This window comes from Pseudarthrobacter sp. rb (assembly GCF_056389225.1).
This window is the reverse complement of sequence record NZ_JBWJAR010000006.1, coordinates 226,439-253,366: the sequence shown is the minus strand read 5'-3', so window position 1 is coordinate 253,366 and position 26,928 is coordinate 226,439. Positions and strand designations below refer to the sequence as shown.

24 protein-coding genes are annotated in these 26,928 nt (G+C 67.5%); 14 read left to right on the top strand and 10 right to left on the bottom strand.

Features of this window, described 5'->3' with window-relative positions:
- From ACWRN3_RS10820 to ACWRN3_RS10805, 4 genes are all read left to right on the top strand, one after another.
- Nucleotides 1-609 (top strand): type II secretion system F family protein, encoded by a 609-nt coding sequence (locus ACWRN3_RS10820; RefSeq protein WP_476740658.1) that lies wholly within the window; start codon nt 1-3, stop codon nt 607-609.
- A 390-nt stretch (nt 610-999) separates the two neighbouring features.
- Nucleotides 1,000-1,365, top strand: a complete 366-nt coding sequence (locus tag ACWRN3_RS10815; protein ID WP_476740657.1) for a DUF4244 domain-containing protein — start codon at nt 1,000-1,002, stop codon at nt 1,363-1,365.
- The gene (locus tag ACWRN3_RS10810) at nt 1,362-1,853 is read left to right on the top strand and encodes a TadE family type IV pilus minor pilin (protein WP_476740642.1); all 492 of its coding nucleotides are present in this window, start codon (nt 1,362-1,364) and stop codon (nt 1,851-1,853) included. Before ACWRN3_RS10815 ends, ACWRN3_RS10810 begins: the two co-directional genes overlap by 4 nt.
- Complete coding sequence (locus ACWRN3_RS10805; RefSeq protein ID WP_476740641.1) at nt 1,853-2,416, top strand: Rv3654c family TadE-like protein; 564 nt, start codon at nt 1,853-1,855, stop codon at nt 2,414-2,416. The genes ACWRN3_RS10810 and ACWRN3_RS10805 overlap by 1 nt, the downstream gene beginning before the upstream one ends.
- Nucleotides 2,417-2,470: 54 nt before the next feature.
- Here the strand turns inward: ACWRN3_RS10805 and ACWRN3_RS10800 are convergent, their stop codons facing one another.
- Both ACWRN3_RS10800 and ACWRN3_RS10795 read right to left on the bottom strand, forming a co-directional pair.
- On the bottom strand, nt 2,471-4,846 hold the full coding sequence (locus tag ACWRN3_RS10800; protein ID WP_476740640.1) for a DEAD/DEAH box helicase: 2,376 nt from the start codon (nt 4,844-4,846) through the stop codon (nt 2,471-2,473).
- Nucleotides 4,847-4,930: 84 nt separating this feature from the next.
- On the bottom strand, nt 4,931-5,623 hold the full coding sequence (locus ACWRN3_RS10795; RefSeq protein WP_255173247.1) for a GNAT family N-acetyltransferase: 693 nt from the start codon (nt 5,621-5,623) through the stop codon (nt 4,931-4,933).
- A 196-nt stretch (nt 5,624-5,819) separates the two neighbouring features.
- Between ACWRN3_RS10795 and trhO the strand changes: the two genes are divergently transcribed.
- Nucleotides 5,820-6,716: an oxygen-dependent tRNA uridine(34) hydroxylase TrhO gene (gene trhO / locus ACWRN3_RS10790; RefSeq protein WP_255173246.1), complete on the top strand. Its 897-nt coding sequence runs from the start codon at nt 5,820-5,822 to the stop codon at nt 6,714-6,716.
- Between the two features lie 55 nt (nt 6,717-6,771).
- On the opposite strand, the gene ACWRN3_RS10785 is transcribed toward trhO, so the two are convergent.
- Entirely contained in the window at nt 6,772-7,335 is a 564-nt protein-coding gene (locus tag ACWRN3_RS10785; RefSeq protein ID WP_476740639.1) for a hypothetical protein, read from the bottom strand.
- 50 nt (nt 7,336-7,385) lie between these two features.
- Nucleotides 7,386-7,862 carry a hypothetical protein gene (locus tag ACWRN3_RS10780; protein WP_476740638.1) on the bottom strand — a complete coding sequence of 159 codons (477 nt, stop codon included), beginning with the start codon at nt 7,860-7,862 and terminating at the stop codon, nt 7,386-7,388.
- A 43-nt stretch (nt 7,863-7,905) separates the two neighbouring features.
- Here ACWRN3_RS10780 and ACWRN3_RS10775 point away from each other — a divergent pair, with 43 nt between their 5' ends.
- From ACWRN3_RS10775 to proC, 5 genes are all read left to right on the top strand, one after another.
- A complete protein-coding gene (locus ACWRN3_RS10775) occupies nt 7,906-9,555 on the top strand; it encodes a DUF7059 domain-containing protein (protein ID WP_476740637.1) in 1,650 nt (549 codons plus the stop codon).
- A 123-nt stretch (nt 9,556-9,678) separates the two neighbouring features.
- On the top strand, nt 9,679-12,405 hold the full coding sequence (topA, locus tag ACWRN3_RS10770) for a type I DNA topoisomerase (protein WP_476740636.1): 2,727 nt from the start codon (nt 9,679-9,681) through the stop codon (nt 12,403-12,405).
- Nucleotides 12,406-12,457: 52 nt separating this feature from the next.
- Complete coding sequence (locus tag ACWRN3_RS10765) at nt 12,458-12,877, top strand: SseB family protein (protein ID WP_476740635.1); 420 nt, start codon at nt 12,458-12,460, stop codon at nt 12,875-12,877.
- Between the two features lie 7 nt (nt 12,878-12,884).
- Nucleotides 12,885-13,874 carry a Ppx/GppA phosphatase family protein gene (locus ACWRN3_RS10760; protein ID WP_476740634.1) on the top strand — a complete coding sequence of 330 codons (990 nt, stop codon included), beginning with the start codon at nt 12,885-12,887 and terminating at the stop codon, nt 13,872-13,874.
- A gap of 242 nt (nt 13,875-14,116) precedes the next feature.
- The gene (proC, locus tag ACWRN3_RS10755; RefSeq protein ID WP_324643082.1) at nt 14,117-14,950 is read left to right on the top strand and encodes a pyrroline-5-carboxylate reductase; all 834 of its coding nucleotides are present in this window, start codon (nt 14,117-14,119) and stop codon (nt 14,948-14,950) included.
- A gap of 72 nt (nt 14,951-15,022) precedes the next feature.
- Here the strand turns inward: proC and ACWRN3_RS10750 are convergent, their stop codons facing one another.
- Together ACWRN3_RS10750 and ACWRN3_RS10745 are read right to left on the bottom strand one after the other, a co-directional pair.
- Nucleotides 15,023-15,709 carry a potassium channel family protein gene (locus ACWRN3_RS10750; protein WP_026265713.1) on the bottom strand — a complete coding sequence of 229 codons (687 nt, stop codon included), beginning with the start codon at nt 15,707-15,709 and terminating at the stop codon, nt 15,023-15,025.
- Complete coding sequence (locus ACWRN3_RS10745; protein WP_255173239.1) at nt 15,702-17,135, bottom strand: TrkH family potassium uptake protein; 1,434 nt, start codon at nt 17,133-17,135, stop codon at nt 15,702-15,704. The genes ACWRN3_RS10750 and ACWRN3_RS10745 overlap by 8 nt, the downstream gene beginning before the upstream one ends.
- A gap of 104 nt (nt 17,136-17,239) precedes the next feature.
- On the opposite strand from ACWRN3_RS10745, the gene ACWRN3_RS10740 reads away from it, so the two are divergent.
- Complete coding sequence (locus tag ACWRN3_RS10740) at nt 17,240-18,451, top strand: acetoin utilization protein AcuC (RefSeq protein WP_476740633.1); 1,212 nt, start codon at nt 17,240-17,242, stop codon at nt 18,449-18,451.
- A gap of 69 nt (nt 18,452-18,520) precedes the next feature.
- The gene (locus tag ACWRN3_RS10735) at nt 18,521-19,183 is read left to right on the top strand and encodes an ArsR/SmtB family transcription factor (RefSeq protein ID WP_476740632.1); all 663 of its coding nucleotides are present in this window, start codon (nt 18,521-18,523) and stop codon (nt 19,181-19,183) included.
- Nucleotides 19,184-19,206: 23 nt separating this feature from the next.
- On the opposite strand, the gene ACWRN3_RS10730 is transcribed toward ACWRN3_RS10735, so the two are convergent.
- Nucleotides 19,207-20,544: an alpha-hydroxy acid oxidase gene (locus ACWRN3_RS10730; RefSeq protein ID WP_476740631.1), complete on the bottom strand. Its 1,338-nt coding sequence runs from the start codon at nt 20,542-20,544 to the stop codon at nt 19,207-19,209.
- Between the two features lie 66 nt (nt 20,545-20,610).
- On the opposite strand from ACWRN3_RS10730, the gene ACWRN3_RS10725 reads away from it, so the two are divergent.
- Nucleotides 20,611-21,330 carry a FadR/GntR family transcriptional regulator gene (locus tag ACWRN3_RS10725; protein WP_255173236.1) on the top strand — a complete coding sequence of 240 codons (720 nt, stop codon included), beginning with the start codon at nt 20,611-20,613 and terminating at the stop codon, nt 21,328-21,330.
- Here ACWRN3_RS10725 and ACWRN3_RS10720 read toward each other — a convergent pair.
- Both ACWRN3_RS10720 and ACWRN3_RS10715 read right to left on the bottom strand, forming a co-directional pair.
- Nucleotides 21,327-23,825, bottom strand: coding sequence for a beta-glucosidase (locus ACWRN3_RS10720; RefSeq protein ID WP_476740630.1), 2,499 nt, complete (start codon nt 23,823-23,825; stop codon nt 21,327-21,329). The two genes, ACWRN3_RS10725 and ACWRN3_RS10720, sit on opposite strands and share 4 nt — an antisense overlap.
- The gene (locus tag ACWRN3_RS10715) at nt 23,826-25,127 is read right to left on the bottom strand and encodes an MFS transporter (RefSeq protein WP_324643074.1); all 1,302 of its coding nucleotides are present in this window, start codon (nt 25,125-25,127) and stop codon (nt 23,826-23,828) included.
- A gap of 109 nt (nt 25,128-25,236) precedes the next feature.
- On the opposite strand from ACWRN3_RS10715, the gene ACWRN3_RS10710 reads away from it, so the two are divergent.
- Nucleotides 25,237-25,827 carry a TetR/AcrR family transcriptional regulator gene (locus tag ACWRN3_RS10710; protein WP_476740629.1) on the top strand — a complete coding sequence of 197 codons (591 nt, stop codon included), beginning with the start codon at nt 25,237-25,239 and terminating at the stop codon, nt 25,825-25,827.
- Nucleotides 25,828-25,830: 3 nt separating this feature from the next.
- On the opposite strand, the gene ACWRN3_RS10705 is transcribed toward ACWRN3_RS10710, so the two are convergent.
- Nucleotides 25,831-26,865 (bottom strand): LacI family DNA-binding transcriptional regulator, encoded by a 1,035-nt coding sequence (locus ACWRN3_RS10705; protein WP_255173232.1) that lies wholly within the window; start codon nt 26,863-26,865, stop codon nt 25,831-25,833.
- Nucleotides 26,866-26,928: the final 63 nt, after the last annotated feature.

Here is a 26,928-nt window from a genome sequence, read left to right as displayed (position 1 = left end):
ATGACCCAGGGTTTGGCTCCCGGCCTGACATTGTTCCTGCTGCTCGCGGCCAGCACCTGGCTTGCCTGTTCCAGCCACGCTAGGCCGCGCCAACGGCTGCGCCACCTGCTGGCTCCCGCTGCAGGGGCACAACCGACGGCAGCCACCAAAGGGGCGTCAGCGAGTTCCGGCAGCGGGCTGAAGGATCCGGCGATGATGCTGGAACTGGTGGGGGCCATGCTGGATGCCGGCGCCGGCATTGGCCGGGCGCTTGACCTGGTGGCTGCTTCGGCTGCGCCACAGTACCGGGACTCCCTGCGGCCCGTGGTCTCGGCGCTGGCCATCGGCGCCGATTGGGAAACAGCATGGCGGAGCTCCGCTATACGGCTGCCCGAAGTCCTGGAGCTGCGGGACGCGCTGGGTTTCGCCGCACTCACAGGCGCGCCGTCATCAGCGATCCTGTACGCCCAGGCTGCAAGGCTCCGCCGGGAGCGGTTTCGGGCTGCGGAGAAGCGGGCCGCTTCGCTCGGCGTGAAGCTTGTGGTTCCCCTGGGCCTGTGCTCACTCCCGGCCTTCATCTGCCTTGGCGTCGTCCCGGTGCTGTTGGCCCTGGTGCCATCCGGTTCCTAGCAATCCGGCGGCCAGCTTGTCCCGGCGCCCCGGCACTCCCGGTTGCCAGCTTGGCCCGGCGTTTCCGGCTCCCGGTTGTCAGCTTGTCCCGGCGTTTCCGGCTCCCGGTTGCCAGCCTGTCGCGCTCCGCGGGCCCCGCCGTCCGTCCCCTCCTCCACAGCGCTGGAGCGGCGCAGCTTTTCCACTTAGCCCACACTCTCCCTTACCGGCAACAACTCCGCCGGGAAGAGTCAAGACAGCCGGGAAAACCACCGGCACCCATGGAAAGGAAATCAGATGTCCACCAACCACTACCGCCGCAATCACTCCGCCGGGATGTCCGCGCCCGCTGCTTCCAGGCAGATGGCAACCGCTTCCAGGCAGATGGTCACCGCGTCCCGGCCGATGGCCATGGGGCCAGCCGGCAGCCGTGGCAACGCGGGCGGGACGCAGTACACATCCCCTGCCGTCGCCGCGAACACACCAGTCAACCGCGCATTCGTTCCGCAGACACCGGCCTCAGGTGCGTCCTTTCCAGGGGCATCCTTCCCGCCGCCCGGCAACGTGGTGGAGCTGTATCCGGCTGCGGTCCGCACCCACAGGACCCGGCGCAGCGTAGGTTTGCTGGGGTCGGAAGCCGGCATGGCAACGGCCGAATACGCCATTGCCACCCTGGCCTCGGTGGGTTTTGCCGGCCTGCTCGTGTTCATCCTCCGCAGCGATGAAGTGCGTGGTTTCCTGCTGAACCTCATCCGCACCGCCCTGGCGCTGCCGTGACGCGTCCGGCAGGACTGCTGACGTTCTGGAAACCTCTTGAATCGGTGACCGGCGGTGTGGCCTCCAGCTACGGTCACCCGGAACCGGCGGGCAAGACTGCGGATGCCCGTGGCACCGTAACGGCAGAGTTCGCCGTGGCATTGCCGGCCGTGCTGGCACTGCTGGCCATGTTGCTCGCCGGAGCCGCCGCCGGCATGACGCAGCTGCGTATTGAAGAGGGAGCCCGGGCTGGCGCCAGGGCCCTGGCCAGGGGCGATGACCCCGCAGCCGTGAAACGGACCGTCAGGATGCTCGCCGGCACGTCGGCGTCCGCGTCCGTTACCGTCGACGGCGGCTGGTTCAGGGTCACGGTCACTGACCGGGTGCCCGGACCCCTGGGCAGCTCCATCCCCTGGACTCTCACCGCCCGCGCCTCAACGCGCAGCGAGACTGCGGGATCCGGCGCCGGCAGCGGCGACGGATCGGGCGATGCCGGGGGCGTCAGGTGATGGGTGATCACGGGCGCTGGCACCCCACAATTGGGAGCGGCCATCCCGGTGCTGGGCCCGGGCGTGCTGCCGCGGGGCGCCGGCACCCCACAAGACGCTGGCACTCAACGATTGGGAGCGGCCGTTCGGGTGCTGGGTCCGGTCATGCTGCCGCCGGGCGCTGGCACGCCCGGGGAGGGCGGCGTAATCCTGGTCCCGGTCAGGGTCCACAAGGCGCCGCAGATGGCCGCGAACGCGGGTCGGGAACGGTCCTTGCCGCGGGGCTGGCGCTGGCGGTCATGACGGCCATGGCCGTCATGCTGCTGCTGGCCCAGTCAGCAGTGCTCGCGAGCAGGGCGGCGGCAGCAGCGGACCTGGCAGCTCTCGCCGCGGCGGATGCCCTCCGCGGCATCACCACGGGGGAGCCCTGCGCGGTGGCCGCTGAAGTGGCGGCGCGGCATGCGGCCACGGTCCTTAGCTGCTCAGCGGGCCCGGGACAGACGATTGAGGTGCGCACTGAGCTCGGTGAGCGCGCACTGCTGGGTGCCGCGACGGGACGCGCCCGGGCAGGTCCTCCACCGTAGGGCCAGGGCATCGGGGGAGAGGGGCCATCGAAGGGCGCGGCTCCGCGCGGGGTATCAGCTCCTGGCTTCCAGATCCACCGGCGTGGCTTCCGTGGCGTCCTTGAGCAGCATGTCCAGGAGGGTTACGGCGGCGCCCTTGTCCAGCGGGTTGTTCTTGTTCCCGCATTTGGGGGACTGCACGCAGGACGGGCAGCCGGCATCGCATTCGCAGGCCTTGATGGCATCGCGGGTCGCTGCCAGCCAGACCATGGCTTTGTCGAATCCGCGTTCGGCAAAGCCGGCTCCGCCGGGGTGCCCGTCGTACACGAAAATGGTGGGCATCCCGGTATCGGCATGCAGGGCAGTGGAGACACCGCCGATGTCCCACCGGTCGCTGGAAGCCACCAGCGGCAGAAGTCCTATCGCGGCGTGCTCCGCGGCATGCAGGGCGCCGGGGAACTGCGCTTCGATGAGGCCGGCCCCGGTCAACGAACGGTTATCCACCACGAACCACACCGCCTTGGTGAAGAGCTCCCGTGCACCGAGTTCCAGCGGCTCCTCGCCCAGGACCTCATTGGAGATCAGGGCCTTGCGCTGGAAGGAGACAACCTGGGTGGTGACCTTCACGTCGCCGAAGTGGACGGTAACGTCGCCCCACTGCATGGTCCGCAGGGTATCCAGGACCTCGATCTGGGTTACGTCGCGTGCTGTCGTGTAGTAGTCGGGGTTGGCCCGGCGGACCATGACGCAGTGGTCGTCTTCATTCAGGTCCTCCACCACATAGGTGTCACCCTGATGGACATATACGGCTCCGGTGTGTGCCTGGTAGTGCGTCTGCGGCGAGTCCATGGTCCCCAGGAGGGAACCCGTCTCGGCGTCGACGATGCTGACCGGGCCCCCACCGTCTGCCCGCAGGTTGACCATCGCCGCCGCGCTTTGCGAGTGGGTCCAGAACCAGCCCGCGGGCCGCCGCCGGAGGTAGCCCTGGGCAACCAGCCGGTCCAGGAGCATTTCGGCGGTGGGCCCAAAGAGGTCCAGCTCGGCCGGCCCCAGGGGAAGCTCAGCCGCTGCCGCACACAGGTGCGGTCCCAGAACGTAGGGGTTTGAAGGGTCGAAGACCGTCGCTTCCACCGACACGTCGAAGATGGCCTCGGGATGGTTTACCAGGAAAGTGTCCAGCGGGTCATCGCTGGCCACAAAGGCCGCGATGGCATCCTGGCCCGCCCGGCCGGCCCTGCCGATCTGCTGGAACAGCGATGCCCGCGTACCGGGCCAGCCGGCCACCAGGACGGCATCCAGGCCAGAGATGTCGATCCCGAGTTCCAACGCAGACGTGCTGGAAACCCCCAGCAGCTGGCCCGAACGCAGGGATTTCTCCACCGCCCGGCGTTCCTCCGGCAGGTACCCCGACCGGTAGGCGGCCACCCGCTGCGGGAGGCTGGGATCCACCTCGTCGAGGAGCCGCTTGGTAATTGCGGAGATGGTTTCGGCACCGCGGCGGGATTTGATGAAGGCGATGGTGCGGACCCGGGCGGATACCAGGTTGGCCAGCAGGTCGGAGGTTTCGGCCACGGCGGTCCGCCGCTCCTTCGCGCCGTTCTCACCCCTGACCTCGGTCAGCGCCGGTTCCCACAGTGCCACGGTGGTGGCCCCGTGCGGCGAGCAGTCACGGGACACCGCCTTGACGGGCGCCCCGATGAGGCGGGAGAACGAGACATCGGGCTCGGACGCGGTGGCGGAGGCAGCGATGAACACGGGCTCGGGGAACGCGGTTCCCGCACCGTAATAGGCGCAGATCCGGCGCAGCCGCCGCATCAAGTTGGCCACGTGTGATCCAAATACGCCCCGGTAGCTGTGCGCTTCGTCCACGATGACGTAGCGGAGCCGGCGGAAGAAACCGGCCCACCACGCGTGGTTGGGAAGGATGCCAAAGTGCAGCATGTCGGGATTGGCCAGGATGAAGTTGGCATGGTCCCTGATCCACCGGCGGGCGGAGGGGTCGGTGTCGCCGTCGTAGGTTTCCGCCCGCACCGTGGGCAGCTTCAGGGCGCGGATGGCGTTCAGCTGGTCCGCCGCCAACGCCTTGGTGGGGGAGAGGTAAAGGGTGACGGCGCCGTCGTCGTGAATCTTGCCCGGGTCCGCGAGCACGCGGAGCTCGGACCGGTGGATCGCATCCAGCGCCGGCAACTGGTACGCCAGGGACTTTCCGGACGCAGTGCCGGTGGCCACCACAACGTGCTGGCCCGAGTGCGCTGCATCGGCCGCGTCAACCTGGTGCCGGTACGGCTCGCGGATGCCCAGCATCCCGTACGCCGCCGCAATGTCCGGGTGAACCCATTCAGGCCAGGGCGCGTGGACTGCCTCCCGCGCCGGTATGGTGCGGACATGACGCAGCTGTTCCGGCTCCGGGCCGCGGCCCAGCAAAGGAATCAGGGAGTCATGGGGGTTCACCCCACCATTCTTCCACCCGTAACTGTGCCGCCCGCCCGAGGTTCGCCACAGGGAAAACAAACGGCAGGCCCAGCTGGGATTCGTTCAGCTCAGGGAGAGGTCCGCGCCGTCATGGGACGCCGAGAGCATCAGGACCCGGGCTACCGTGGTCCAGCCAAGATGGGAGTAGAGCTTCTGCCCGTCCAGGGAAGCCAGCAGCAAACCGGCGCGGACATCGTGCCCGAAGGCCTGGGCCGCCAGCGCACGCATGATGAAACTGCCCAGGCCCCTGCGCTGGAACGCCGGCTCGGTGATGATCTTGTCGAACACTGCGGTATCACCCACCACGAACACCCTGCCACTGGCCGCGAGGGCGTCTCCGGAGCGGACCTCCGCATAGTGCACGCCGTCCTGCTCGTATGTGGACAGGCTCAGCTCGTCGTCGGACAGCCAAGGGTCCTCCGCGTCCTGCGTCTCCATGTCCACAATCATCATCGTCTGCGAATCAGACGTGACGTTCAGCCCCTGACGGGCTGCCAGGGCGGCGTACCGTGAGGGGTCGTTGGTGAGAATGGTCAGTACCCGCGCCGGGGATTCCGCAGTCCTGGCCGCGAGGGCGGCGAACTCGTCATCGGTGGGTTCGGATGCGAAAACTTCCCACTCACCGCTGGTGTCAGAGCGGAGAGCAGCGGGAAAACGGCCCTCCGTGGAGGTCCGGTAGCCGCGACATCCGGCCCAGCCGGCAACCCACACTTCGAGCAGGCCAGTGATGTCTTCAACCAGGGTTTCCGGGCTCATGGCAAGAACACTATTCCAGCCCGATCGTAAGCAACAGGGGGTGCGGAAGTGCTTATGCAATTGTGATACGCCCCGCCCTGGCCTGCCGTGCGGACCCGCGCCTGCCGCTGTGGACCGGGGCCGGGCTGCCGCACGCGGACCGGGCCGGCCCGGCAGCGCAGCCGCTGCCCTTAAAGCAGCCGGTACCCTTAAATACGTGGCTTTGAACAAGATTGTGCTCTTTTACGGCTTTACCCCCATCGCTGACCCGGACGCCGTCCGCCTCTGGCAGCGTGCCCTGTGCGAAAAGCTGGGACTGACCGGCCGCATCCTCATTTCCAAGGACGGGATCAATGCCACGGTGGGCGGGGAAATCGGCGCCGTCAAACAGTACGTTAAGACCACCCGCGAGTACTCCGGGTTCCGGGGAATTGACGTCAAGTGGTCCGACGGCGGCGCGGAGGACTTCCCGCGGCTCAGCGTGAAGGTCCGGGACGAGATTGTTTCCTTCGGCGCGCCCGGAGAACTCAAGGTTGACGCCGGTGGTGTGGTTGGCGGCGGGAAGCACCTCAAGCCGGAGGAGCTCCATGAGCTCGTGGAGGCCAGGAAGCAGGAGGGCGGGGACGTGGTTTTCTTCGACGGCCGGAACGCCTTCGAAGCGCAGATTGGCCGGTTCAAGGACGCGGTGGTGCCGGATGTCGCCACGACCCATGACTTCATCAAGGAGCTGGAGTCCGGCAAGTACGACTCTTTGAAGGACAAGCCGGTGGTGACCTACTGCACCGGAGGCATCCGCTGCGAGGTGCTCTCCAGCCTGATGGTGAACCGTGGCTTCAAGGAGGTGTACCAGCTCGACGGCGGGATCGTCCGGTACGGCGAAGCCTTCAAGGACCAGGGGCTCTGGGAGGGATCGCTGTACGTCTTTGACAAGCGCATGCACCTGGAGTTCAGCGAGGACGCCAAGACCATCGGCCAGTGCGCCCGCTGCTCGGCGCCCACCAGTAAATTCGAGAACTGCTCCAACCCGAGCTGCCGCACCCTCACGTTGTACTGCGCCGATTGCGCCGCCAGTCCGGAGACGCTCCGCTGCCCGGAAGGCTGCGCGGCGGCCTGAGCCCCATCGCAAGGCAACCAGGCAGAGGAGAGTGATGCCCGCCCGTCATCCTGGTTTAGAGCCTGTGCACCCGGAACGCGTAGTTCGCCGCGGTCCTGGCTTCCACCCGGACCGTGAGGACGCTGTCCGTTGACATGTAGATGACGTTCTCGCGGTTGATGCCGCACCGGAGGGCCAGGTCCACCAGGGTGAGGGTCTCGGTGCGGACAGTGAAGGTCACCCGGCGCTGGCTGCGGCAGGCGATGGACAAGATATAGGTCCCGGTGTCCAGCACCGGCGACGAGACCAGCCGGTCCTCCCCGGCAGCCAGAAGCCCGGCGTCGGCCTGGACCACGGGGCCGGTGGTGCCCGGAAGGGCCCGGGACACCCAGTCACCCAGCTCAGCCTCGCTCACCGGATCCTGTTGCAGCGGGTCGCGGGTGAATGCCGGCGCCGGCGCAACGGTCCCGGTGCCCTGCGCGCTGCCGGCCCTGCCGTCGTCGTACGTATATTCACAGCCAGCCAGTGCACCTGCCGCAAGCACCAGTCCAAGGGCGACGAAGGCTCCCGGCTTCGGTGCCAGGGGCGCCCGTGCTGTCCCTTCGGGAGGGGGCGCGGAGATTTCCCGCACGCTGGGCATAGTCAGACTCTAAGCCCGCGGCGGGCGGCGGGCCAGAGCCGGAAGAGGGCTTATTTCGCCGGCGCCAGCTGGTAGGCGTAGAGCAGCGGTGCGTCCACGCTGGAGCTGCTGATTTCGACCCGCCCGGTGGCGGGCAGCGTGATTTTGGTGGTTTCCTGCCGTCCGTTGCAGGCTGCTCCTGCTTCCGTAACGGCTTTGCCGTCCAGGGAAACGGCGAAGAAGGCCTTGCCGGTCCCTTCGCACACCGCCGTGAGCACATAGCTGCCGGCCGGCACCCTGGCGGCCTCCTGCACAATGCGGTCCCGGTTGAGGATCTTCCCCGAATCCTGGAGCACAACACCCGCCGGCTTCGAGGGCAGGGCGGTGGCCCGCCACTTGGGAACATCCGCGTTCTCCACTGAGTTCACAGGTGAACACCCCGCCACGGCCAGGCAGAGAGCCGCGGCCACTACCGTCCCCGGCAGCGAACGGCGGACCACAGCGGCTGCCGTGCGGGCGCGCGGAAGGAGGGGAAGGCGGGAAGGCATGTGACCACCGTACCCCGCAGCCACGCCGGACTAAACTTGAGCGATGCCTGGATCCCCTTATGAGTTCACCGCCGGAAATACCCCCGACGCTCCCCGCAGCGATGTCCCCGCCCTGCTATCAACCCTCGCCGCGGACCTGCGCGGGCTGGACTACACGCTTGACGGCGTGGCGCGGCTGCTGGGCCCGGCGGCCTCGGCCGCGCTGAACCGGGACCAGATCATCCCCGCGCTGCTCGCCGTCGAGCATGCTGTGCAGGCCGACAACGGCACGGCGCCGCTCGCCGCCGTCGTCCGCTTGTGGCTGCTCGCCGAGCCGCAGGAACGCCAAACCCTCGACGCCGCACTGCCGGGCACCGGCGCCGACGGACTCCTTGAACTGGGGCTGGTGCAGCCTGTCCCCGGCTCCGGGCTCCTTACGGCGAAGGCTGACCTGCGGCCGTACGGCTGGGACGAGAATGAGGACGGCAGCGGCGGCGCGGAGCTGTGGGTGGCCAGCGACCTCGCCGCCCACCAGCAGGCTGGGGTGCTCCGGCACGACCACGTCCTGGGCATCGGGCAGGCATCCACCACCCTGGTGCAGACCACCATCCGCCGCCACACCGAGCGCGCGCTGGACCTGGGGACAGGGTGCGGCATCCAGGCCTTCCACCTGCTGCACCACTGCCAGCACGTGACCGCCACCGACATCTCCGAACGTGCGCTGGCCTACGCGCGGTTCAACATCCTGCTCAATGCGGAGGCGCTGTCCGTCGACCCGGACCGCCTCGAAGACCGGGTCAGCCTCCGTCTGGGGTCGCTCCTGGAGCCGGTGGCCGGGGAAGAGTTCGGCCTGGTGGTGTCCAACCCGCCGTTCGTCATCACCCCGCGCAGTCCCGGCGAGGACGCGGCGGACCAGTTCACCTACCGCGACGGCGGCCTCCCGGGCGACGGGATCGTGGCGTCCCTGGTGGCAGGCCTGCCCGGCGTTTTGGACCCCGGCGGTTGGGCCCAGATGCTGGGCAACTGGGAGGTCGCCGCCTGCAGCAGCTGGGATGAGCGGCCAAAGTCCTGGGTGCGGCAGGGCACGGACGCCTGGTTCATCCAGCGTGAAGAGGTCAGCCCGGAACAATACGCCGAAACCTGGCTTCGTGACGCCTCGGAGTCCCGGGACCGGCAGCACTACCGGGAGGCGTATGCCCAGTACCTCGCCGATTTCGGGTCGCGGGATGTGGCCGGCATCGGCTTCGGCATGGTCTGGCTGCGCCGTCCCGCTGACGGCCGCGCTGCCGCCATCAGCCGCTTCGAGGAAATCACGTACCCCATCGAGCAGCCCATCGGCCCCCACCTGGGTGCCGCCGTCGAACGCGCCGAGTGGCTTGCTGGGCATGACCTTGCGGCCACGCACCTGCTCGTGGCGGAGGACGTCACCGAGGAGCGCCACCAGCGCCCGGGCGCCGAACACCCCGGCGTGATCCTGCTCCGGCAGGGTGCCGGGCTGCGCCGTACCAATTTGATGAGCACGGAGCTGGCCGGCTTCGTGTCCGCGTGCGACGGCGACCTCACCGCCGGGCAGATCGCCGGGGCTTTGGAGGCCCTCCTCGGCGGCGGGGAGGGGTTCGACGCCGGGACTTTCCAGGGTGCGCTGCTCGCCGACGTGGCCAACCTGGTCCGTGACGGCTTCCTGGTCCCGGCCGGAAATCCCGCCGTCGAGTAAGCCCCCTCAAGCCCTCAACAGAGCCCCGTCTTTTCCACATGAATGCGCACGATTCCCCAAAATATGGTGAACTAGGCGAACATGGGCTCATCTGCCCCAGCAACCTTTTTCTGTAGGAGCACCGTGCCAAGCAAGGCCAAAACCGGCAAGAAACTCGTGATTGTGGAGTCTCCGGCCAAGAGCAAGACCATCGCCAAGTACCTCGGCGAGGGCTTCATCGTAGAGGCCTCCATTGGTCACATCCGGGACCTGCCGCAGCCGTCCGAACTCCCTGCCGAGCTGAAGAAAACCTCAGTCGGCAAGTTCGCCGTCGACATTGAACACGACTTCAAGCCCTACTACGTGGTGTCTCCGGACAAGAAGAAAAAGGTCACCGAGCTCAAAGCCGCGCTGAAGGACGCCGACGAACTCTATCTCGCAACCGATGGGGACCGCGAGGGCGAGGCCATCGCGTGGCACCTGCTGGAAGTACTCAAGCCCAAGGTCCCGGTGTACCGGATGACGTTCGGCGAAATCACCAAGGAAGCCATCCAGCGCGCCATGGGCAACCTGCGCGACGTGGACCAGGACCTGGTGGACGCCCAGGAAACCCGCCGCGTCCTGGACCGCCTCTACGGCTACGAAATCTCACCCGTGCTGTGGCGCAAGGTAGCCCGCGGCCTGTCCGCCGGACGCGTGCAGTCCGTGGTCACCCGCATGGTGGTGGACCGCGAACGCGAACGCATGGCCTTCAAGGCTGCCTCCTACTGGGACCTGACCGGCCAGTTCGGCGCCGAATCAGGCTCGTTCAAGGCCAAGCTGGCCGCCGTCGACGGCGCCAAGGTAGCCACGGGCCGCGACTTCAACGACAACGGCGAGCTCACGTCCCGGAACGTGGCCCACCTCAACGAGGAACTGGCAACGTCCCTGGCGGCCGGCCTGCAGAACGCTGACTTCCGCGTCCGCTCGGTGGACACCAAGCCGTACACCCGCCGTCCCGCCGCGCCGTTCACCACCTCCACGCTGCAGCAGGAGGCCGGCCGCAAGCTGCGCTTCTCCTCCAAGAGCACCATGCAGATCGCCCAGCGGCTGTACGAAAACGGCTACATCACCTATATGCGTACGGACTCCTCCGCGTTGAGCGATGAGGCCATCACGGCAGCCCGCCGCCAGGCCTCCGAACTGTACGGCCCCGAATACATTCCGCAGTCGCCGCGCGTCTACTCCAACAAGGCCGCCAACGCCCAGGAAGCACACGAGGCCATCCGCCCCGCCGGTGACTCCTTCCGCACGCCTGCCCAGGTCGCCAAGCAGCTCTCCGGCGACGAGTTCCGCCTGTACGAACTCATCTGGAAGCGCACGGTCGCCTCCCAGATGGGCGACGCCAAGGGGTCAACGGCCACCATCCGCCTGGGTGCGGTTTCCAGCGACGGGCGCGACGCCGAGTTCTCCGCCTCCGGCACCGTGATCACCTTCCCCGGCTTCCTTGCCGCCTACGAGGAAGGCAAGGACGAGACCCGCGGCGACGACGACTCCGACGAAGCACGCCGGCTGCCCAATGTGGCCAAGGATGACTCCCTGACGGCTGCGGACATCCAGGCTGTGGGCCACGAGACCTCCCCGCCGCCGCGCTACACGGAAGCCTCGCTGACCGCGGAGCTGGAGAAGAAGGGCATCGGCCGTCCGTCCACGTACGCCTCCACCATCTCCACCATCCAGGACCGCGGCTACGTCCGGAAGCAGGGCTCGGCCCTGGTGCCCAGCTGGATCGCCTTCTCCGTCATCCGGCTCCTGGAGCAGCATTTCTCCGACTACGTGGACTACGAGTTCACCGCCGACATGGAAGGCGACCTGGACAAGATCGCCAACGGCCAGGAAGCCGGTGCCTCGTGGCTGCGGCACTTCTACTTCGGCGAGGATTCCGATCCGGGCCTGCTGAGCATCGTCAACAACCTGGGCGAGATCGATGCCCGGGAAATCAACTCGATCCCGATCACCGACGAGATCACGCTCCGGGTGGGCAAGTTCGGCCCCTACCTGGAAAGCTCCGCCGCCGTGGTGGACCCGAAGACGGGCGAGATCGTGGAATCGGCGCGCGCCAACGTGCCCGAGGACCTGGCTCCCGATGAGCTGACCGCGGCCAAGGCCATCGAACTGATGGAGACGGCGGCCCCGGAGGAACGCGTGCTCGGCGCCGATCCGCACACGGGACACACCGTGGTGGCCAAGAACGGCCGTTACGGCGCCTACGTCACCGAGATCATTCCTGAGATGACCGACGAGGAACTGGCCAACCAGCCGGTGGAGTACTACAAGAACGGCAAGCCCAAGCCGCCGAAGAAGCCCGTCAAGGCAAAGCCGCGCACGGGATCGCTCTTCAAGTCGATGACCGTTGAGTCCGTCACCCTGGACGAGGCACTCCAGCTCATGAGCCTGCCCCGGGCACTGGGGGAGGACGCCGAAGGCAACCTCATCACGGTGCAGAACGGCCGGTTCGGGCCCTACCTGAAGAAGGGGACTGACTCCCGCTCCATCGGTTCCGAAGAGGAAATCTTCACCATCACCCTGGAGCAGGCCCTGGAGATCTACTCGCAGCCCAAGCAGCGCGGGGCCCGTTCCGCGGTGCCCCCGCTGGCGGAGTTCGGCCCGGACCCGGTATCCGAGAAGAACATCGTGGTGAAGGAGGGCCGGTTTGGGCCCTACATCACCGACGGCATCACCAACATCACGGTCCCCCGTGCCACCTCGCTGGAGGAACTCACCCGGGAACAGGCCGTGGAGTTGCTGGCGGAGAAGCGCGCCAAGGGCCCGGTCAAGCGGACCGCCACCCGCAAGGCGCCCGCCAAGAAGAAGGCAACGGCCAAGAAGTAGGCGCGTGGCCGGCGCGTTTGCGCCGGCCACCGTATCGTGATCGGCTAGGGGAATGACTGAACAGCCCGCGCACAAGGATCTCCAGCCGCTCAACGACCTCGAGGAGAAGCTCGCCACCGGCGGGCAGCCTGACGCCGACCCGGTGGACGTCATCCTGTCCTTCCTCAACAGCGAGGTTTACATCATCAGCTCGGACACGGTTGAGGGCATCGACTCCCAGGTGGAGCCCCTGGTCCTTGCCAACGCCGACGGCGACCCCGTCCTTGCCGTCTTTTCGCACCCCAGCAGGGTGGACCAGCAGTACCTGGAAGCCGCGCCCAATGTGCTGGGCACGCAGGGCGCTGCCATCATCGCCAACATCGGCGATGAGCTGGGCATGGTGATCAACCCCGGTGCAGCCTACGGTTTCGAGATCAATCCCGAGGGCGTTGCCAACATCAGGCGCGACTTCAAGCGCGCCGACGAGCAATAATGTCCCCATGCGTCTAGGCGTCCTCGACATTGGTTCCAATACTGTCCATCTGCTCCTGGTGGATGCCCACCCGGGCGCGCAGCCGGTCCCGTTCGCGTCCCATAAACGGCCGCTGTCCCTGGTGCAGTACCTTGAACCGGATGGCAGCATCAGCGACGAGGGCCAGCACGAGCTGACCGAGTTTGTGCTGGAAGCCTGGGAGTTCGCGGCGCGGCACAAGGCCGAGGACCTGCTGGCGTTCTGTACCTCGGCCATCCGCGAGGCCACCAACGGCCCAGCCGTCCTGGCCCGGGTCAAGCACGAAACCACAGTGACCCTCCAGGAACTCACCGGCAGCGAAGAGGCGTCCATGACCTTCTTCGCTGTACGGCGCTGGCATGGATGGGGAGCGGGTCCCATCCTGAACCTGGACATTGGCGGCGGCTCCTTTGAAATGGCCTTCGGCCAGGATGAACTTCCGGAAGTAGCCACCTCGGTGCCCCTGGGCGCCAGCCGGCTCACCAGGGACTGGCTCGCCGAGGATCCGCCGTCGGCCAAAAGCGTCAAGGAACTGCGGCGGTACATCAGGGCCACGCTCAAACCTGCCGTCCGCGAATTCGACGGCCTGGGCCGGGCAAACGTGGTCGCCGGAACCTCCAAGACCTTCCGCTCCCTGGCCCGCATCGCCGGTGCTGCCCCCAGCGCGGAAGGGCCGTACGTCAAGAGGGAGCTGCACGCCTCGGACCTGGGCATTTGGACCCAGCGGATCTCGGCCATGAGTTCGGAGGACAGGCTGCACCTTCCCGGTGTCTCCGAGGCGCGCGCCCATCAGCTCCTCGCCGGCGCTTTGGTGGCCGAGGCAGCCCTGGAGATGTTCAAGTTCAAGAAGCTTCGTATCTGCCCCTGGGCGCTCCGTGAAGGTCTCATCCTGCGGCGCCTGGACCAGCTGGTGTTTGCCGGGCCCCTGGAGCCAGCCCCCCATGTTGCGGCCGCCCGGCCGGTGGACGCGGCGGTCTAGTCACAGGCGCCTTGCCTGCTTCGCAGCGGGTTCTTTAAATGCGGAAGCACCGGGGCCGGCAACAGGAAAATGGGGGAAAACCTGCTGCCGTGCCACCGGTGCCCTTGGCAGGCATCCCCATGCCTGCCGCATCACTCGCACCCTCAATGAGGTAATAACTACGTTAGGACCCGAAGTTGTGTGCTGCCTGCGCTGAAGATGGGAGTTGCCTGTGAATGCCTCCCAACTGCAATGATGGAGGCATGAGCAACCGAATCGCATTCCTTGGCTGTGGATCCATGAACGAAGCCATTCTTGGCGGCCTGCTGGAGGCCGGGAAGGACCCGGGGGATGTGGTGGCCACCGTCCGGCGCGCTGGGCGCGCCGCGGAACTGGCCGAGCGGTACCACGGGATCACCGCCATCGCCGGCGAGGAAGAGCCTGACAACAACAGGCAGGCCGCCAAGGGATCCGCCGTGGTCATCCTCGGCGTCAAGCCGGTGGGTATCGCGGACCTGGCAAGGGAAATAAGCCCGGCCCTTTCGCCCGACACCGTGGTGGTCAGTGTGGCTGCGGCCGTGTCCATCGCCCAGCTGGAGGCTGCACTCCCCGCGGGGCAGCCGGTAATCCGGACCATGCCCAACACCCCCGCAAAGCTGGGCCGAGGCGTCGTCTCGGTCTCGCCCGGCACGCACTGCACCCCGAAGCAGCTCCAGATGGTCAAAGACATGCTGCAGGGCGCAGGAACTGTGGTTGAGGTCCCCGAGGAGAAGGTGGATGCGCTCTCGGCCATCAGCGGCTCCGGCCCCGCCTACGCGTTCTACCTTGCCGAGGCCATGGCATCGGCAGGGGAAGAGCTGGGCCTGGACCGGGAGCTGTCCCTGCTGCTGGCGCGCGAAACCGTGGCCGGCGCCGGCCTCATGCTGGCCGAGCCCGGGGCAGATCCCGCAGCCCTGCGCAAGGCCGTCACCAGCCCCAACGGCACCACCGAACGCGCCATTGCCACCTTTGACGAACAGGGCATCCCCGCCATCATCGCCGCCGGCGCCCGCGCGGCCGCTGACCGGGCAGCGGAGATCACCAGGCAGCTCGGCTGATCGGCGCCGCATTCTGCCCTCGCAGGCCCGGGCAGGGGCCTGCGAGGCGTCGCCCCGCGGGCGTGGCTCCGGCTACGGCCGGGCCGCGAACCTCTCCAGCAGGTCCACGTGGCCGGAGACTATGAGCATGTCCCGGGATGACACCTTGGTCTCGGGCCGGGCGTAGGTAAAGTCCTCACCCGGGGACTTCACGCCCACGATGGTCACGCCGTACTTGGAGCGGACCTTTGACTCGTCCAGGGTGAAGCCCACGGTTTCGCGCGGCGGGTACATCTTCACGATGGCAAAGTCGTCGTCGAACTCGATGAAGTCCAGCATGCGCCCGGAGACCAGGTGTGCGGCGCGGACACCGGCGTCGGCCTCGGGGTAGATGACGTGGTTCGCGCCGATACGGGTCAGGATCTTGCCGTGCGACGGGGTGATGGCCTTGACCCAGAGGTGCTCGATGCCCAGGTCCACCAGGTTCACGGTGATCAGTACCGAGGACTCAATGGAGGTGCCCACGCCCACGACGGCGGAGCTGAACTCCTGGGCACCCAGCTGGCGGAGTGCGTCAATATTGGTGGCGTCGGCCTCCACGACGTGGGTCAGGAGGGGCGCCCATTTCTGCACCAGGTTCCGGTCCCGTTCAATGGCGAGTACTTCCCGGCCCTGCTTGACCAGCTGCTCGGCGGTGGATGATCCGAAGCGGCCCAGCCCGATCACCAGTACCGGAGCATTGTGGGCGGGGCGCCGGGGGGCATCTGTGGAACTAGCCAATGATCGGCCTCTCTTCGGGGTAGTGGTACAGCTGGCTGCGCTGGCGCAGGGCCAGTGCAGCGGCGAGGGTCACGGTGCCCACACGGCCGGCGAACATGAGGGCTGTCAGTACGTAGACGCCCTCGGGCGGAACCTCCGCGCTGAGGCCGGTGCTCAGGCCCACCGTGGCGAAGGCCGAAATCGTCTCAAACAGTACCCGGTCCAGTGATGCGCCGCTGAACTGCAGGAGCAGGAAGGCGGAGACGGAAACAAGCGTGGCGCCGGCAACGATGACGGAAATGGCCACCCGCATGGTGCCCTGCGGGATGGTCCGGCCGTACACCTTCACGTCGGCATCGCCGCGGGCTTCGGCAACGATGGCCAGGAACATCACGGCGATGGTGGTCACCTTGATGCCGCCCGCCGTCGACGCCGACCCGCCGCCTGCGAACATCAGCGCGTCAGTCAGCAGCTTGGTGGTGGATTCCATGTGATTCTGGTCCACCAGGTTGAATCCACCCGAACGCGTCATGACCGAGGCAAAAAGGGAATGGGTGATCTTGTCGCCGATGGCCATCGGCCCGATTGTCCGGGCGTTGTCCCACTCCATCAGGGCCCACAGGAACGTGCCCGCGGCGAGCAGGATGAGCGACACCTGGATGGTGAGCTTGGTGTGGAGGTTCCATTTCTTCCAGTTCAGGCCGTTCTGCTGCAGGACCATCACCACCGGGAACCCCAGGCTGCCCAGGAAGACCCCCACCATGAGTGGGATCAGAATCCACAGGTCCGTCTCGTAGGGCACGATGCCGTCCGAGTGCGGCGTGAAGCCAGCGTTGTTGAACGACGAAATGGAATAGAAGACGCCGTGCCAGACAGACTGCCAGAACGGTTCGCCCAGGGTGAGGAACCTCGGGACCAGGGCGAGCGCCAGGATGCCCTCGATGACCACGGAAGTGGTGATGACGATCCGCAGCAGCGTGCCCACTTCGCCCAGGCGGCCGGCGTTGTTCATGGACTCCGCAGCAATGATCTTGCCCCGGACACCCAGCCGCTTGCTCACCATGAGCGCCAGCAGCGACGCCAGCGTCAACGTGCCCAAACCGCCGATGAAGATGCCCACCAGGATCACCAACTGGCCAAAGAAGGACCAGTGGACCGCCGTCGAAACCACCGTGAGTCCCGTGACGCACACCGCGGAGACAGCCGTGAACAGGGCCTGGTGGACGGGGGTGGGTGTTCCGTCAGCCGATGATACGGGCAGGGACAGCAGGAAGGTGAATACCGTGCACACGGCGGCGAACGCGGTCAGCGCCAGCCGTGCGGGGGAGGTGTTGGCGATGTCGTCGATGAAGTCGCGCAGCCGCGTGAAGATCCAGAGGCCCTCCCGCTCCTGCGCCGGGGGGTGCCAGGGGGCCGGAGTCCGGGGCCTCGACTGGCTTTGCGTCATGTGTGGGTTTTCCTCGGTTGAAACGGCTTCCTTCAGTAGTAAACCACTAAAGCCCGCGTCATGGCCGGGCCGGCGGCAGCGTGGGCTCGGGTAGCCTGTGATTGATGACATACCTGCCCGGACTCAGCCAGCCCGCGCCGCCAACGATGGTGGCGTGGAGTCCTGACATGACAGCTTACAACTTTGGGCCGGGCCACCCCATGGCGCCGGAGCGTATGGACCTGACCGCGCGCCTGTCCCGCAGCCTGGGGCTCTTCGACCTGGACCACGTTGACCTGGCGGCCCCGGAGGTCGCGTCGGACGCGGAACTGGAGTCCGTCCACTCTGCTGATTATGTTGCAGCAGTCCGCCGGGTCAGTGCGGACCCTTCCCGGCCGGACGAGTCGCGCGGGCTGGGAACCGAGGATGATCCGGCATTCGCGGGCATGCACGAGGCCGCGGCGCGCCTGGCCGGCGGCTCGCTGCTGGCGGCCCAGCGCGTGCTGGATGGTTCGGCCGTCCACGCGGTGAACTTCGGCGGCGGCATGCACCACGCCGCCCGGGAACGCGCCAGCGGATTCTGCATCTACAACGACGCCGCCCTTGCCGTGCAGAAACTGCTCGACGGCGGCGTGGGCAAGGTGGCCTATATCGACGTCGACGCGCACCACGGCGACGGCACGCAGAACATCTTCTGGGACGATCCCCGGGTCCTCACGCTCTCGCTGCACGAGACGGGGCTGACTCTCTTTCCCGGCACGGGCTTCGCCAACGAGGTGGGTGGCCCCGCGGCGGAGGGGACGGCCGTGAACGTCGCCCTGCCTGCGGGCACTTCCGACGCCGGCTGGCTGCGCGCCTTCTACGCCGTGGTGCCGCAACTGGTGGGTGCCTTCGAACCCGGGGTGATCGTGAGCCAGCACGGCTGTGACTCGCACCGCAGCGACCCCCTCACGCACCTCAACCTCAGCGTGGACGGACAGCGCGAGGCAGCGAACGCCGTCGGGCACCTTGCCGAAAGGTATTGCGGCGGCCGCTGGATTGCCACCGGCGGCGGAGGCTACAACGTGCTGGATGTGGTGCCACGGGCCTGGAGCCACTTGGTGGCCATCGCCGCGGGACGCCCGGTACCGCTGCGGGCACCCGTGCCGGCGGACTGGCGGCAGTACGTAATGGAGAAGTTCGGCAGGGAGGCGCCCGCCCTCATGGGGGACGACGTGGAGCTCTGGTGGCGCTCCTGGGAAGTGGGCTTCGACCCCAATGACGCCGTGGACCGCACCGTCATGGCCACCCGCAAGGCAGTATTCCCGCTGCACGGGCTGGATCCCTGGTTCGACTAGTCCAGCCGGAACTTCGCGCCGCCGAAATAGTTGATGCCTTTAGACGTATATGTCGCTAGGGTGGGAGGCATGGTGACAGACGACGTATTTGCCGTCATAGCGGAATCCACCCGGCGGGACATCCTGGTGGCCCTTCGGGCAGGAGACAAAGCCGTGGGGGAACTGGTGGAGGAACTGGCGGCGAGCCAGCCCACCATTTCCAAGCACCTGAAAGTCCTCCGTGAAGCGCAGCTGGTCAGCATGCGGGCGCAGGGCCAGAAGCGCTACTACGCCTTGAACCGGGGCCCGCTGGAAGGCATCGCCAGCTGGCTGGAAACGTTCGACGTCGGCACCGGCGGCAATGCCGCCGCCGCACCTGCCGGCGCGGATCAGTCAGCAGCGGCCCAGTCAGCAGCAGCTCAGTCAGCACCGGCCCAGGCAGCGACCGCCCCGGACGTCCCAGCCCACCTGCAGGAGGGCGTTGCCGCTGCGGCCGCTTCGCTGCCGCCGGCCCCCAGGACGGTGCAACCGGCGGCGTCGCAGAAACCCCGGGAAGAGGTCCCGGCGCCCCTGCTGGTGCGGGAAGGCGCCGAGCTAAGCCCCGCCGTCGTGATTCCCGGCGGGACGGCCGCCCCGCTGAGCGACGATACCGTTCCGCAGCAGATCGGACGCACCGTTGGCCGGGCGGCCACGAGGGCGGCCGACCTGCTGGCCAGCCTCCCCAACCTGCCCAAGTTCGGACGCAAGAAGTAGGGTTCGGCCGGAAGAGGCAGGACCTATTTGGCCAGCAGCCGCACGTGGTCCGGGGTGAGCTCGGAAACGCGGCTGACACCCAGCAGGGCCATGGTGCGGGCCATGTCCTTTTCCAGGATCTGCAGGGTCCGGTCCACGCCTGCGCGGCCTCCGGCCATCAGTCCGTAGAGGTAGGCGCGGCCGATCAGCGTGAAGTCGGCGCCCAGGGCCAGTGCCGCCACGATGTCCGCGCCGCTCATGATGCCGGTGTCCAGCATGATGGCGGCCTTGCTGTTGTCAGCGGTGAAGGCCTGCTTGACCTCGGGGAGCAGGTGGAACGGGATAGGGGCCCGGTCCAGCTGGCGGCCGCCGTGGTTGGACAGGACCACGCCGTCGGCCCCGTGGTCCACCACGCGGCGGGCGTCCTCCACGGTCTGGATGCCCTTGACCACGAGCTTGCCCTTCCAGGTTTCCCGCAGCCAATCCAGGTCCCCGAACGTCAGGGTGGGATCGAACATTGAGTTGATCAGGTCCGCCACGGTGCCGGTGTAGCGGGAGAGCGAGGCGAACGTCAGGGGCTCATGGGTGAGGAAGTTGAACCACCAGGCCGGCCGGTAGGAGGCATCCAGGACGGTCTTGAGCGTCAGCGCCGGCGGGATGGTCATGCCGTTGCGGACGTCCCGGAGCCGGGCGCCGGCCACGGCGGTGTCAACCGTGACCATGAGGGTGTCGTTGCCTGCCCTGGCGGCGCGTTCGATCAGTTCCAGGGAGCGGTCCCGGTCCGTCCACAGGTACAGCTGGAACCAGTTGCGCCCGTTCGGGGCGGCGGCGGCCACGTCCTCGATGGAGGCGGTGCCCATGGTGGACAGCGTGTAGGGGATACCGGCGGCTTCCGCGGCCTGGGAGCCGGCGTACTCGCCCTCGGACTGCATCATCCGGGTGAAGCCGGTGGGGGCGATGCCGACCGGCAGCCGCGACGGCTTGCCGAGGATCCCGGTGCTGAGGTCGATGCTGGAGACGTTCCGCAGGATGCCCGGACGGAACTCGATGTCCAGGAAAGCCTGGCGGGCGCGCCGGAGGGTGATTTCCTCTTCGGCGGCGCCGTCCGTGTAGTCGAAGGGCGCCTTCGGGGTGCGGCGTTTGGCGATGTCGCGGAGTTCCCAAATGGTGCTGGCCCGCTGCAGTCGGGCAGCCTTGCTGAACCCAGGCTTCTTGAACTGCATCAGGGGTGCCAGGTCTGAGTACTTGGGGACGCGGCGCTTCAGGGCTGCGGGAAGGGCGGCCGACGACGGAGCCTTGGCAGGTGCCGGGGCTGCGGGGACGTCCGTGGCGTCCGGAGCCGGGGTAGCCTCCGGGTTGTTGGGCTGGATGGTGTGGGTCATGGCTCCTCCTATGGTCCAGCCACACTCTAGGTGATGTGGTCCAACCACATCAACTACTATTTTGCTATGCGCACCCACCAGCTGGTTCTGCACTGGATCGAGGATCGTCTGTCAGCCGGCGACCTGGCCGTAGGCGGCAGGCTCCCGGCGGAGCGCGCGCTGGCAGAACAGCTCCAGGTTTCCCGGACCTCCGTGCGCGAGGCCATCCGGATTCTTGAAGCCATGGGCGTGGTGCGGTCCGGCGTTGGCTCCGGCCCGGATGCCGGGACAGTGGTGATTTCGGATCCCACCGCCGCCCTCGGCTCAGCCCTTCGGTTGCACGTGGCCACCCAGCACCTGCCCGTGGCGGACATTGTGGAAACCCGGGTCCTGCTGGAGTCCTGGGCCGCTGCGAGGGCCCGCCGGGACGCGCCGCAGCTTGACGATGCGGCCACGCTCCTGGCGGCGATGGATGCTCCGGAAGGCCTGCCCGTGGGGGAATTCCTGGCCCTCGATGTCCAGTTCCATCTGGCCCTGGCCAACGCCGCAGGCAATGCAGTGGTCAGCGCCATGATGGGCTCGCTCCGCGAATCCATCCAGGGGTACGCCGCGGAACTGACGGGGAACCTGCCGGACTGGAAGGCAACTGCCTCGCGCCTGCATGCCGAGCACCACGCCATCCTGGCTGCGGTCAGGAACGGCGACGGCGGCCGGGCGGCGGAGCTGGTGGCAGGCCATATCAAAGGGTTCTACAAAGAAGCCGGGCTGGGCAGGGATAACCCCGCCCAGCCCGGCGCAGTGGGCTAGCGGACCTCGATTTCCAGTTCCTGGAAGTCGTCCTCCGCGTGACGGCCCACGAGGATCCGGAAGGTGCCGCGCTCAAACTGCCAGCCGCCGTCGTAATGCGCGAAGGAGCGGGCCGGAATCCGGACCTCGACGCTCTCGGTGCCGCCGGGCGCCAGGTGCGTGCCCGCGTAGCCCGCCAGCCAGCGGACGGGCCGTTCCACAGCGGATTCGGTCCGGTCCAGGTACACCTGCACTACTTCACGGCCGGACCGGCTGCCGGTGTTGCGGACCGGAACGTGGACGACGACGTCGGAGCCGGCCGGGACTGACTCCCGTGCATGCGGGGCGCCGAGCTCGAACGTGGTGTAGCCCAGGCCGTAGCCGAAGGGAAGAGCCGGTGCGGCACCCCCGGCAGCCTGTTGCCTGAGCCACGCACGGTAGCCGATGTGAATGCCCTCGGAGTACACCACCTTGCCGTCCACCGGGGTGGTGTCCAGGACCGGGACGTCAGCCAGGGCTGCAGGCCAGGTGGTGGGAAGGCGGCCGCCCGGTTCTTCTGCACCCAGCAGGATGTCGGCGATGGCACGGCCGAATTCCTGGCCGCCAAACCAGCCCAGCAGGACGGCGCCCACCTTGTCCAGCCAGGGCATGAGGACGGGTGAGCCGGAGTTCACCACCACCACGGTGCGCGGGTTCACCGCCGCCACCGCTTCCACCAGCTGGTTCTGCCGGCCCGGAAGGTCCAGGTCCTTGCGGTCAAAGCCCTCGGATTCGATGGCCGCGCTGGTTCCCACCACCACCACCGCCACATCGGCGGTCCGGGCGGCCTCGACTGCGGCGTCGATCTCTGCCTGCGGGTCATCCACCACCGTTTCCTCGCCCAGGAGGATGGCCGTGAAGGGGATGGCCTGGTCCGCAGGGAGGTCGTACACGGCCTCGACGCGGACCGTGTCCCCGGCGGCGGTGGTGATGGGGTGGACGGTCTTGGGCGGGTCGAACAGGGCCGCGCCGAGCACGTCGGTGTCGTCCTCAAGCCCGCCATTGAACACCTCGTCACCATTCAGGGACAGCCGGACCCGGCCCACGGTGCCGATGCCCAGGTGGTGGATGCCGGCCGACGGCGCGGTCCACTCCGTTTCCATCCGGATGGCCGCTGCGCCCTCGGGGATGCCGATGCCAAACCAGATCAGGTGCGACGCCAGCCGGTCCTCCCCCGAGATGACGGACCCGTCGCCGGCCAGGAAGGTCACCCGCAGGCCGGGCACACCGGACACCGGATTATGCAGCGAGGTGCGGGGGAAAGCCTGCAGGCCCTCCGCCACCTTGGCGCCGCGCGCATAACTGACGCGGACACCTTCCGGAAGCGCCGCACGCAGGCCCTCAAGCGGTGAGATGTTCTGCTTGGGCATGACGGTGGCGCTGCCGCCGCCCTGGGTGCGGGCCTCCTCCGCGTTGTGGCCACTGATGGCGACGCTTGCCAGTGCCTGCGGATCCAGCGGCAGCAGGCCGTCCCTGTTGCGCACCAGGACAGCACCACGCACTGCCACTTCGCGGGCGACGGCGGCGGCATTCAAAGGTGCTGGCTGTTCCGTGGCGGCGGGGGAGACTCCGTCGAGCGACCCGACGCGGGCGGCGAGCCGCAGGATGCGGACCACCTTTTCAAGGATGGCGGACCTGCTCACGCGGCCGACATTCACGGCCGCCAGCAGCTTGGGGCCCCAGTGGCCTGCCGGTCCCGGCATCTCCAGGTCCTGGTTGGCGTTGGCGGCTTCCACCGAGCGGACGCCGGTCCAGTCGGAGACGACGACGCCGTCAAAGCCCCATTCGGTGGACAGCGGCGTCTTCAGGAGCTCGTTTTCGCTGGCCGTGGTGCCATTAATGGAGTTGTAGGAGCTCATCACCAGCCAGGCGCGCGCCTCGGTGATGGCGTCCTCGAAGGCTGCAAGGTAGAGCTCGCGCAGGGGGCGCTCGTCCACCACAGAGTTGGACGTGAAACGCTCGGTTTCAGCCTCATTGGCAATGTAGTGCTTGGGTGTTGCCCCTACGCCCATGGACTGGACGCCGGCAACGTACCCGGCCGCCATCGTGGCGGTCAGGCGCGGGTCCTCGCTCATGCATTCGAAGTGCCGGCCGCCCAACGGCGAACGGTGCAGATTAATGGTGGGGCCCAGGACTGCGTGGACGCCCTTGCGGCGGGCCTCCTGGCCCAGGACCTGGCCATAGCGGCGCGCTGTTTCCACGCTCCAGGTTGCGGACAGTGCGGACGACGACGGCAGGGAAACAGAGTCGTGGCGCTCGTCGAAGTCCTCACCCCGGACGCCGGAGGGGCCGTCGGACATGACAACACGGGACAGGCCGATGGAGGGCAGGGCGTGGGTTGCCCAGACATCAGCGCCGGTCAGCAGCTGGATCTGTTCTTCGAGGGAGAGGCTTTCGGCCAGTTCAAGGATGCGTGCTTCTGCATCCGGCGAATCGGCGGCGGGAGCCGTGACGGCGGGGGAGAGTGTGGGATTCATTTACTTGACTCCTTTGATGCGGGTGACGAGGACGGCGCCGATGATGCCGACGACGGCTCCGCCGATGAAGAGGGCGGGGTAGCCGCCAAGGGTGATGACGGGGAAGGCGATGGCGGGTACCAGGGACTGGGGCAGGGCCTGGGCGATGTTGAAGACGCCGAAGGTCTTGGCGTTCTCGCTTTGGCTCCCGGGCAGGAGGTCCGCGATGAGGGCCACATCGACCGCTCCGAAGCAGCCAAGGCCCAGGCCCGCCAGGGCCTGTCCCACCAGGACCTGGTCCGTGGTGCTGCTGGTGGCGATGACAATCAGGCCGGCCATCATGATGATGGCGGAGGCGATGACCATGGCCTTGCGCTTGCCGATCCGGTCGCTGATCCAACCGCCGGCGAGGCTGGTGACCACGGTGCCCGCGGAACTGACCAGGGTCGCCTGGAAAACGAGCCCTGGAACTGCGGTTTCTGCAACGTGGAGGTGGTCGGCGAAAAAGTACGGCAGGTACAGCAGCCCGGCGCAGTAGCCGACGTACACCAGGAACTTGGTGAACCAGGCCCAACCGAGGCCGGGGTAGGTGCGCGGGTTGAAGTAGAAGGAACCGGCAATCTCCTTCAGGTTGAGCGGGGCGGGCTTCTCCGTCAGCACGCGGTCCTTGAAGGTGAAGGCGAAGGCGAGGGTCACGGCGGTCCCTACCACGCCGGGGACTACCGCCATCTGGAAGGCGTTGTCGAACAGTTGGGCGAAGTACGCGGCGGCGACCAGGCCCACCGGCAGGGTCATCCCGATCAGTCCTGAGAGGCGGCCGCGCTCGGCGGGTGCCGTCTGGTCCGGAAGGGTGGCCACCAGGGCCGCCAGCGCTGCGTTGAAGCTGAGCTGCGCGATGACCCAGGCAACCATGACGCCGGTGACGTTGGTGGCGGACCCCAGCAGGACCAGGGATGCCAAGCCGATCAGGGAGCCGCCCACGATCCATGGCTTGCGCATGCCGAAGCGGGACGTTGTGCGGTCACTCAACCGGCCGAAGAAGGGGTTGGCCAGGAGCGCAATGAGGGCTCCGACGCCGGCCACCAGGCTGAGCGCACCTGCACGCGTTTCCGGCGTGGTGATTTCTGAAACTTTGATGGCCAGCACCACCAGGGCCGGGGCCAGGACGGCCATCCAAAGCCCGGCGCTGGCGATCGGCATGCCGATGACGTAGGCGCGGGGTGTGCGGGTCGGCGCTCCAGCAGGAGCGGTTGTAACAGTGCTGGATGAGGTTCCGCCGGCAGGCAGTCCTGCGGAATCCTCGGTGATGGTCTTGATGGCCACGGTGCCTCCTGACAAAAAGCGACCCTCCGTTGGGCCGTGGGATTGATCGTAGCGATAAAAACCGAGTCTGACTAGATTTTCTGGAAAGTTGGTGAAATACACTGGCCTGATGCCTTCATCAAAGCCGCGCGGCCAGTACGCCAAGGGAGCGGAACGCCGCGAACAGATCATCCAGACGGCCACGGACGTTTTTGCTACTGAAGGTTTTGAAGGAACCGCCCTGAAGCGCGTGGCAGAGCTGGTGGGGGTCAGGGAAGCGACCCTCTTCCACTACTTCCGCGGCAAGCAGGAACTGCTGACGGCGGTCCTGGCCGAGCGGGACCGCCGTAGCCTCGCGGCAATGGATGCCGAGGAGGCGGGGCTGGCGCTGATGGTGCGCTCCGCGGAGCGGAACCGCCGTGAGCCCGGGCTTACCACCTTGTATGCCGTGGCATCAGCCACCGCCAATGACCCCGGGCACGATTCGCATGCCTACTTCAAGGAGCGCTACGCCGAGGTGGTTGACGTGCTGGCGGCAGACATTGAACGCCGCCAGTCTGCCGGGCAGGCGCGCTCGGACCTGCCCGCCGGCGACCTGGCCAAGCTGGTGGTGGCAGTCTCCGACGGCCTGCAGCTGCAGTGGCTCTACGACAAGGATGTGGATGTGGCCGACGGGCTGCGCGAGTTCATCGATGTGCTCCTGAAGCCGCCGCCTGCCTAGGTATCAGCCGTGGACCGTGCTGCGCGGCGCCTTTGCCGGGCCCGTGCTGGCCCGGACTTCCAGGCGCGGCTGGTAGCGGCCGCCGGGGGTGTCGTTCCCTTCCTTGCGGATCAGCGCCCGGAGCTGGTGCCATGCCTGCTCGCCCAGCTCGGTGATGGGGACGGCGCCGGTGGTCAGTGCCGGCGTCGTATATCTGGCAAAGGGGATGTCATCGAAGCCCGTCACCGAAATATCGCCGGGGACGTCCAGGCCCCGCTCATGGAGGCCGCTCATCAGGCCCATGGCCACCAGGTCATTAAACGCCAGGATTCCGGTGGCCCCGCTGGCCAGCACGGCATCCACGGCCCCATGCCCGGTGTCGAAGTCCGATCCGCCCTCCAGCATGGTGACGTCCACTTCGGGATGGGCTGCCTTGAATTTCTCCAGGCCTTTGAGCCGCATCTCATTGGAGGCGCTGCGGGGCGGCCCGGCCAGGAAGGCCAGACGGGTGTGGCCGAGTTCCACCAGGTGTTCGGCGATGTCCTGGACGCCCTGGCCGTAGTCCACCACCAGGCTGGGGACGTCCGGTGCCGTGGTGGTGCGGTTGATCAGCACCAGCGGGTGGAGCGAGGGTGCAATCTCTTCGAGTTCCGCGTCAGTCATGCGCGGGGCGCAGAGGACCAGTCCGTCGCAGCGCCGCCGCGCTTCACCCGCCAGGATGGATTCCTCGCTGGACACTTCGAATGAGTCCGCAATGAGGACCCGGTAGCCGTCCTGCGCCGCGGCCCGGCTCAGGCCGCGGAGGATCGCCTGGAAGGTGGGGTTGGCCAGGTCGGGGACCACGATGCCGATGGTGTCCGTCTTGCCCAGTGCCAGGCTGCGGCCCACCGGGTTGGGCTGGTACTTCAGCTCTGCGGCTGCCGCCCGGACCCTGGCCGCGATGTCCGGGTCCACGGTGAAGTTGCCGTTCATGACACGCGAAACGGTGGCGTGGGAAACTCCCGCCTTGACGGCGACATCCGCGATGCCGATCCGGCCGCTTGCCGATTTCCTGGCCATAGGGAACCCTTCATTTGCGCCGTCGGCCGGCGCCCCCGGGAACGCTTGGCGTCCGATGGGCCC

Bases quoted from the DNA above. Each gene is read 5' to 3' on its own strand.
- ACWRN3_RS10820 (WP_476740658.1), top strand. From the start codon at position 1: ATGACCCAGGGTTTGGCTCCCGGCCTGACATTGTTCCTGCTGCTCGCG.
- ACWRN3_RS10815 (WP_476740657.1), top strand. From the start codon at position 1,000: ATGGGGCCAGCCGGCAGCCGTGGCAACGCGGGCGGGACGCAGTACACA.
- ACWRN3_RS10805 (WP_476740641.1), top strand. From the start codon at position 1,853: ATGGGTGATCACGGGCGCTGGCACCCCACAATTGGGAGCGGCCATCCC.
- ACWRN3_RS10795 (WP_255173247.1), bottom strand. From the start codon at position 5,623: ATGAGCCCGGAAACCCTGGTTGAAGACATCACTGGCCTGCTCGAAGTG.
- ACWRN3_RS10785 (WP_476740639.1), bottom strand. From the start codon at position 7,335: ATGCCCAGCGTGCGGGAAATCTCCGCGCCCCCTCCCGAAGGGACAGCA.
- ACWRN3_RS10780 (WP_476740638.1), bottom strand. From the start codon at position 7,862: ATGCCTTCCCGCCTTCCCCTCCTTCCGCGCGCCCGCACGGCAGCCGCT.
- ACWRN3_RS10775 (WP_476740637.1), top strand. From the start codon at position 7,906: ATGCCTGGATCCCCTTATGAGTTCACCGCCGGAAATACCCCCGACGCT.
- ACWRN3_RS10765 (WP_476740635.1), top strand. From the start codon at position 12,458: ATGACTGAACAGCCCGCGCACAAGGATCTCCAGCCGCTCAACGACCTC.
- ACWRN3_RS10760 (WP_476740634.1), top strand. From the start codon at position 12,885: ATGCGTCTAGGCGTCCTCGACATTGGTTCCAATACTGTCCATCTGCTC.
- proC (WP_324643082.1), top strand. From the start codon at position 14,117: ATGAGCAACCGAATCGCATTCCTTGGCTGTGGATCCATGAACGAAGCC.
- ACWRN3_RS10745 (WP_255173239.1), bottom strand. From the start codon at position 17,135: ATGACGCAAAGCCAGTCGAGGCCCCGGACTCCGGCCCCCTGGCACCCC.
- ACWRN3_RS10740 (WP_476740633.1), top strand. From the start codon at position 17,240: ATGACATACCTGCCCGGACTCAGCCAGCCCGCGCCGCCAACGATGGTG.
- ACWRN3_RS10735 (WP_476740632.1), top strand. From the start codon at position 18,521: ATGGTGACAGACGACGTATTTGCCGTCATAGCGGAATCCACCCGGCGG.
- ACWRN3_RS10730 (WP_476740631.1), bottom strand. From the start codon at position 20,544: ATGACCCACACCATCCAGCCCAACAACCCGGAGGCTACCCCGGCTCCG.
- ACWRN3_RS10725 (WP_255173236.1), top strand. From the start codon at position 20,611: ATGCGCACCCACCAGCTGGTTCTGCACTGGATCGAGGATCGTCTGTCA.
- ACWRN3_RS10720 (WP_476740630.1), bottom strand. From the start codon at position 23,825: ATGAATCCCACACTCTCCCCCGCCGTCACGGCTCCCGCCGCCGATTCG.
- ACWRN3_RS10710 (WP_476740629.1), top strand. From the start codon at position 25,237: ATGCCTTCATCAAAGCCGCGCGGCCAGTACGCCAAGGGAGCGGAACGC.
- ACWRN3_RS10705 (WP_255173232.1), bottom strand. From the start codon at position 26,865: ATGGCCAGGAAATCGGCAAGCGGCCGGATCGGCATCGCGGATGTCGCC.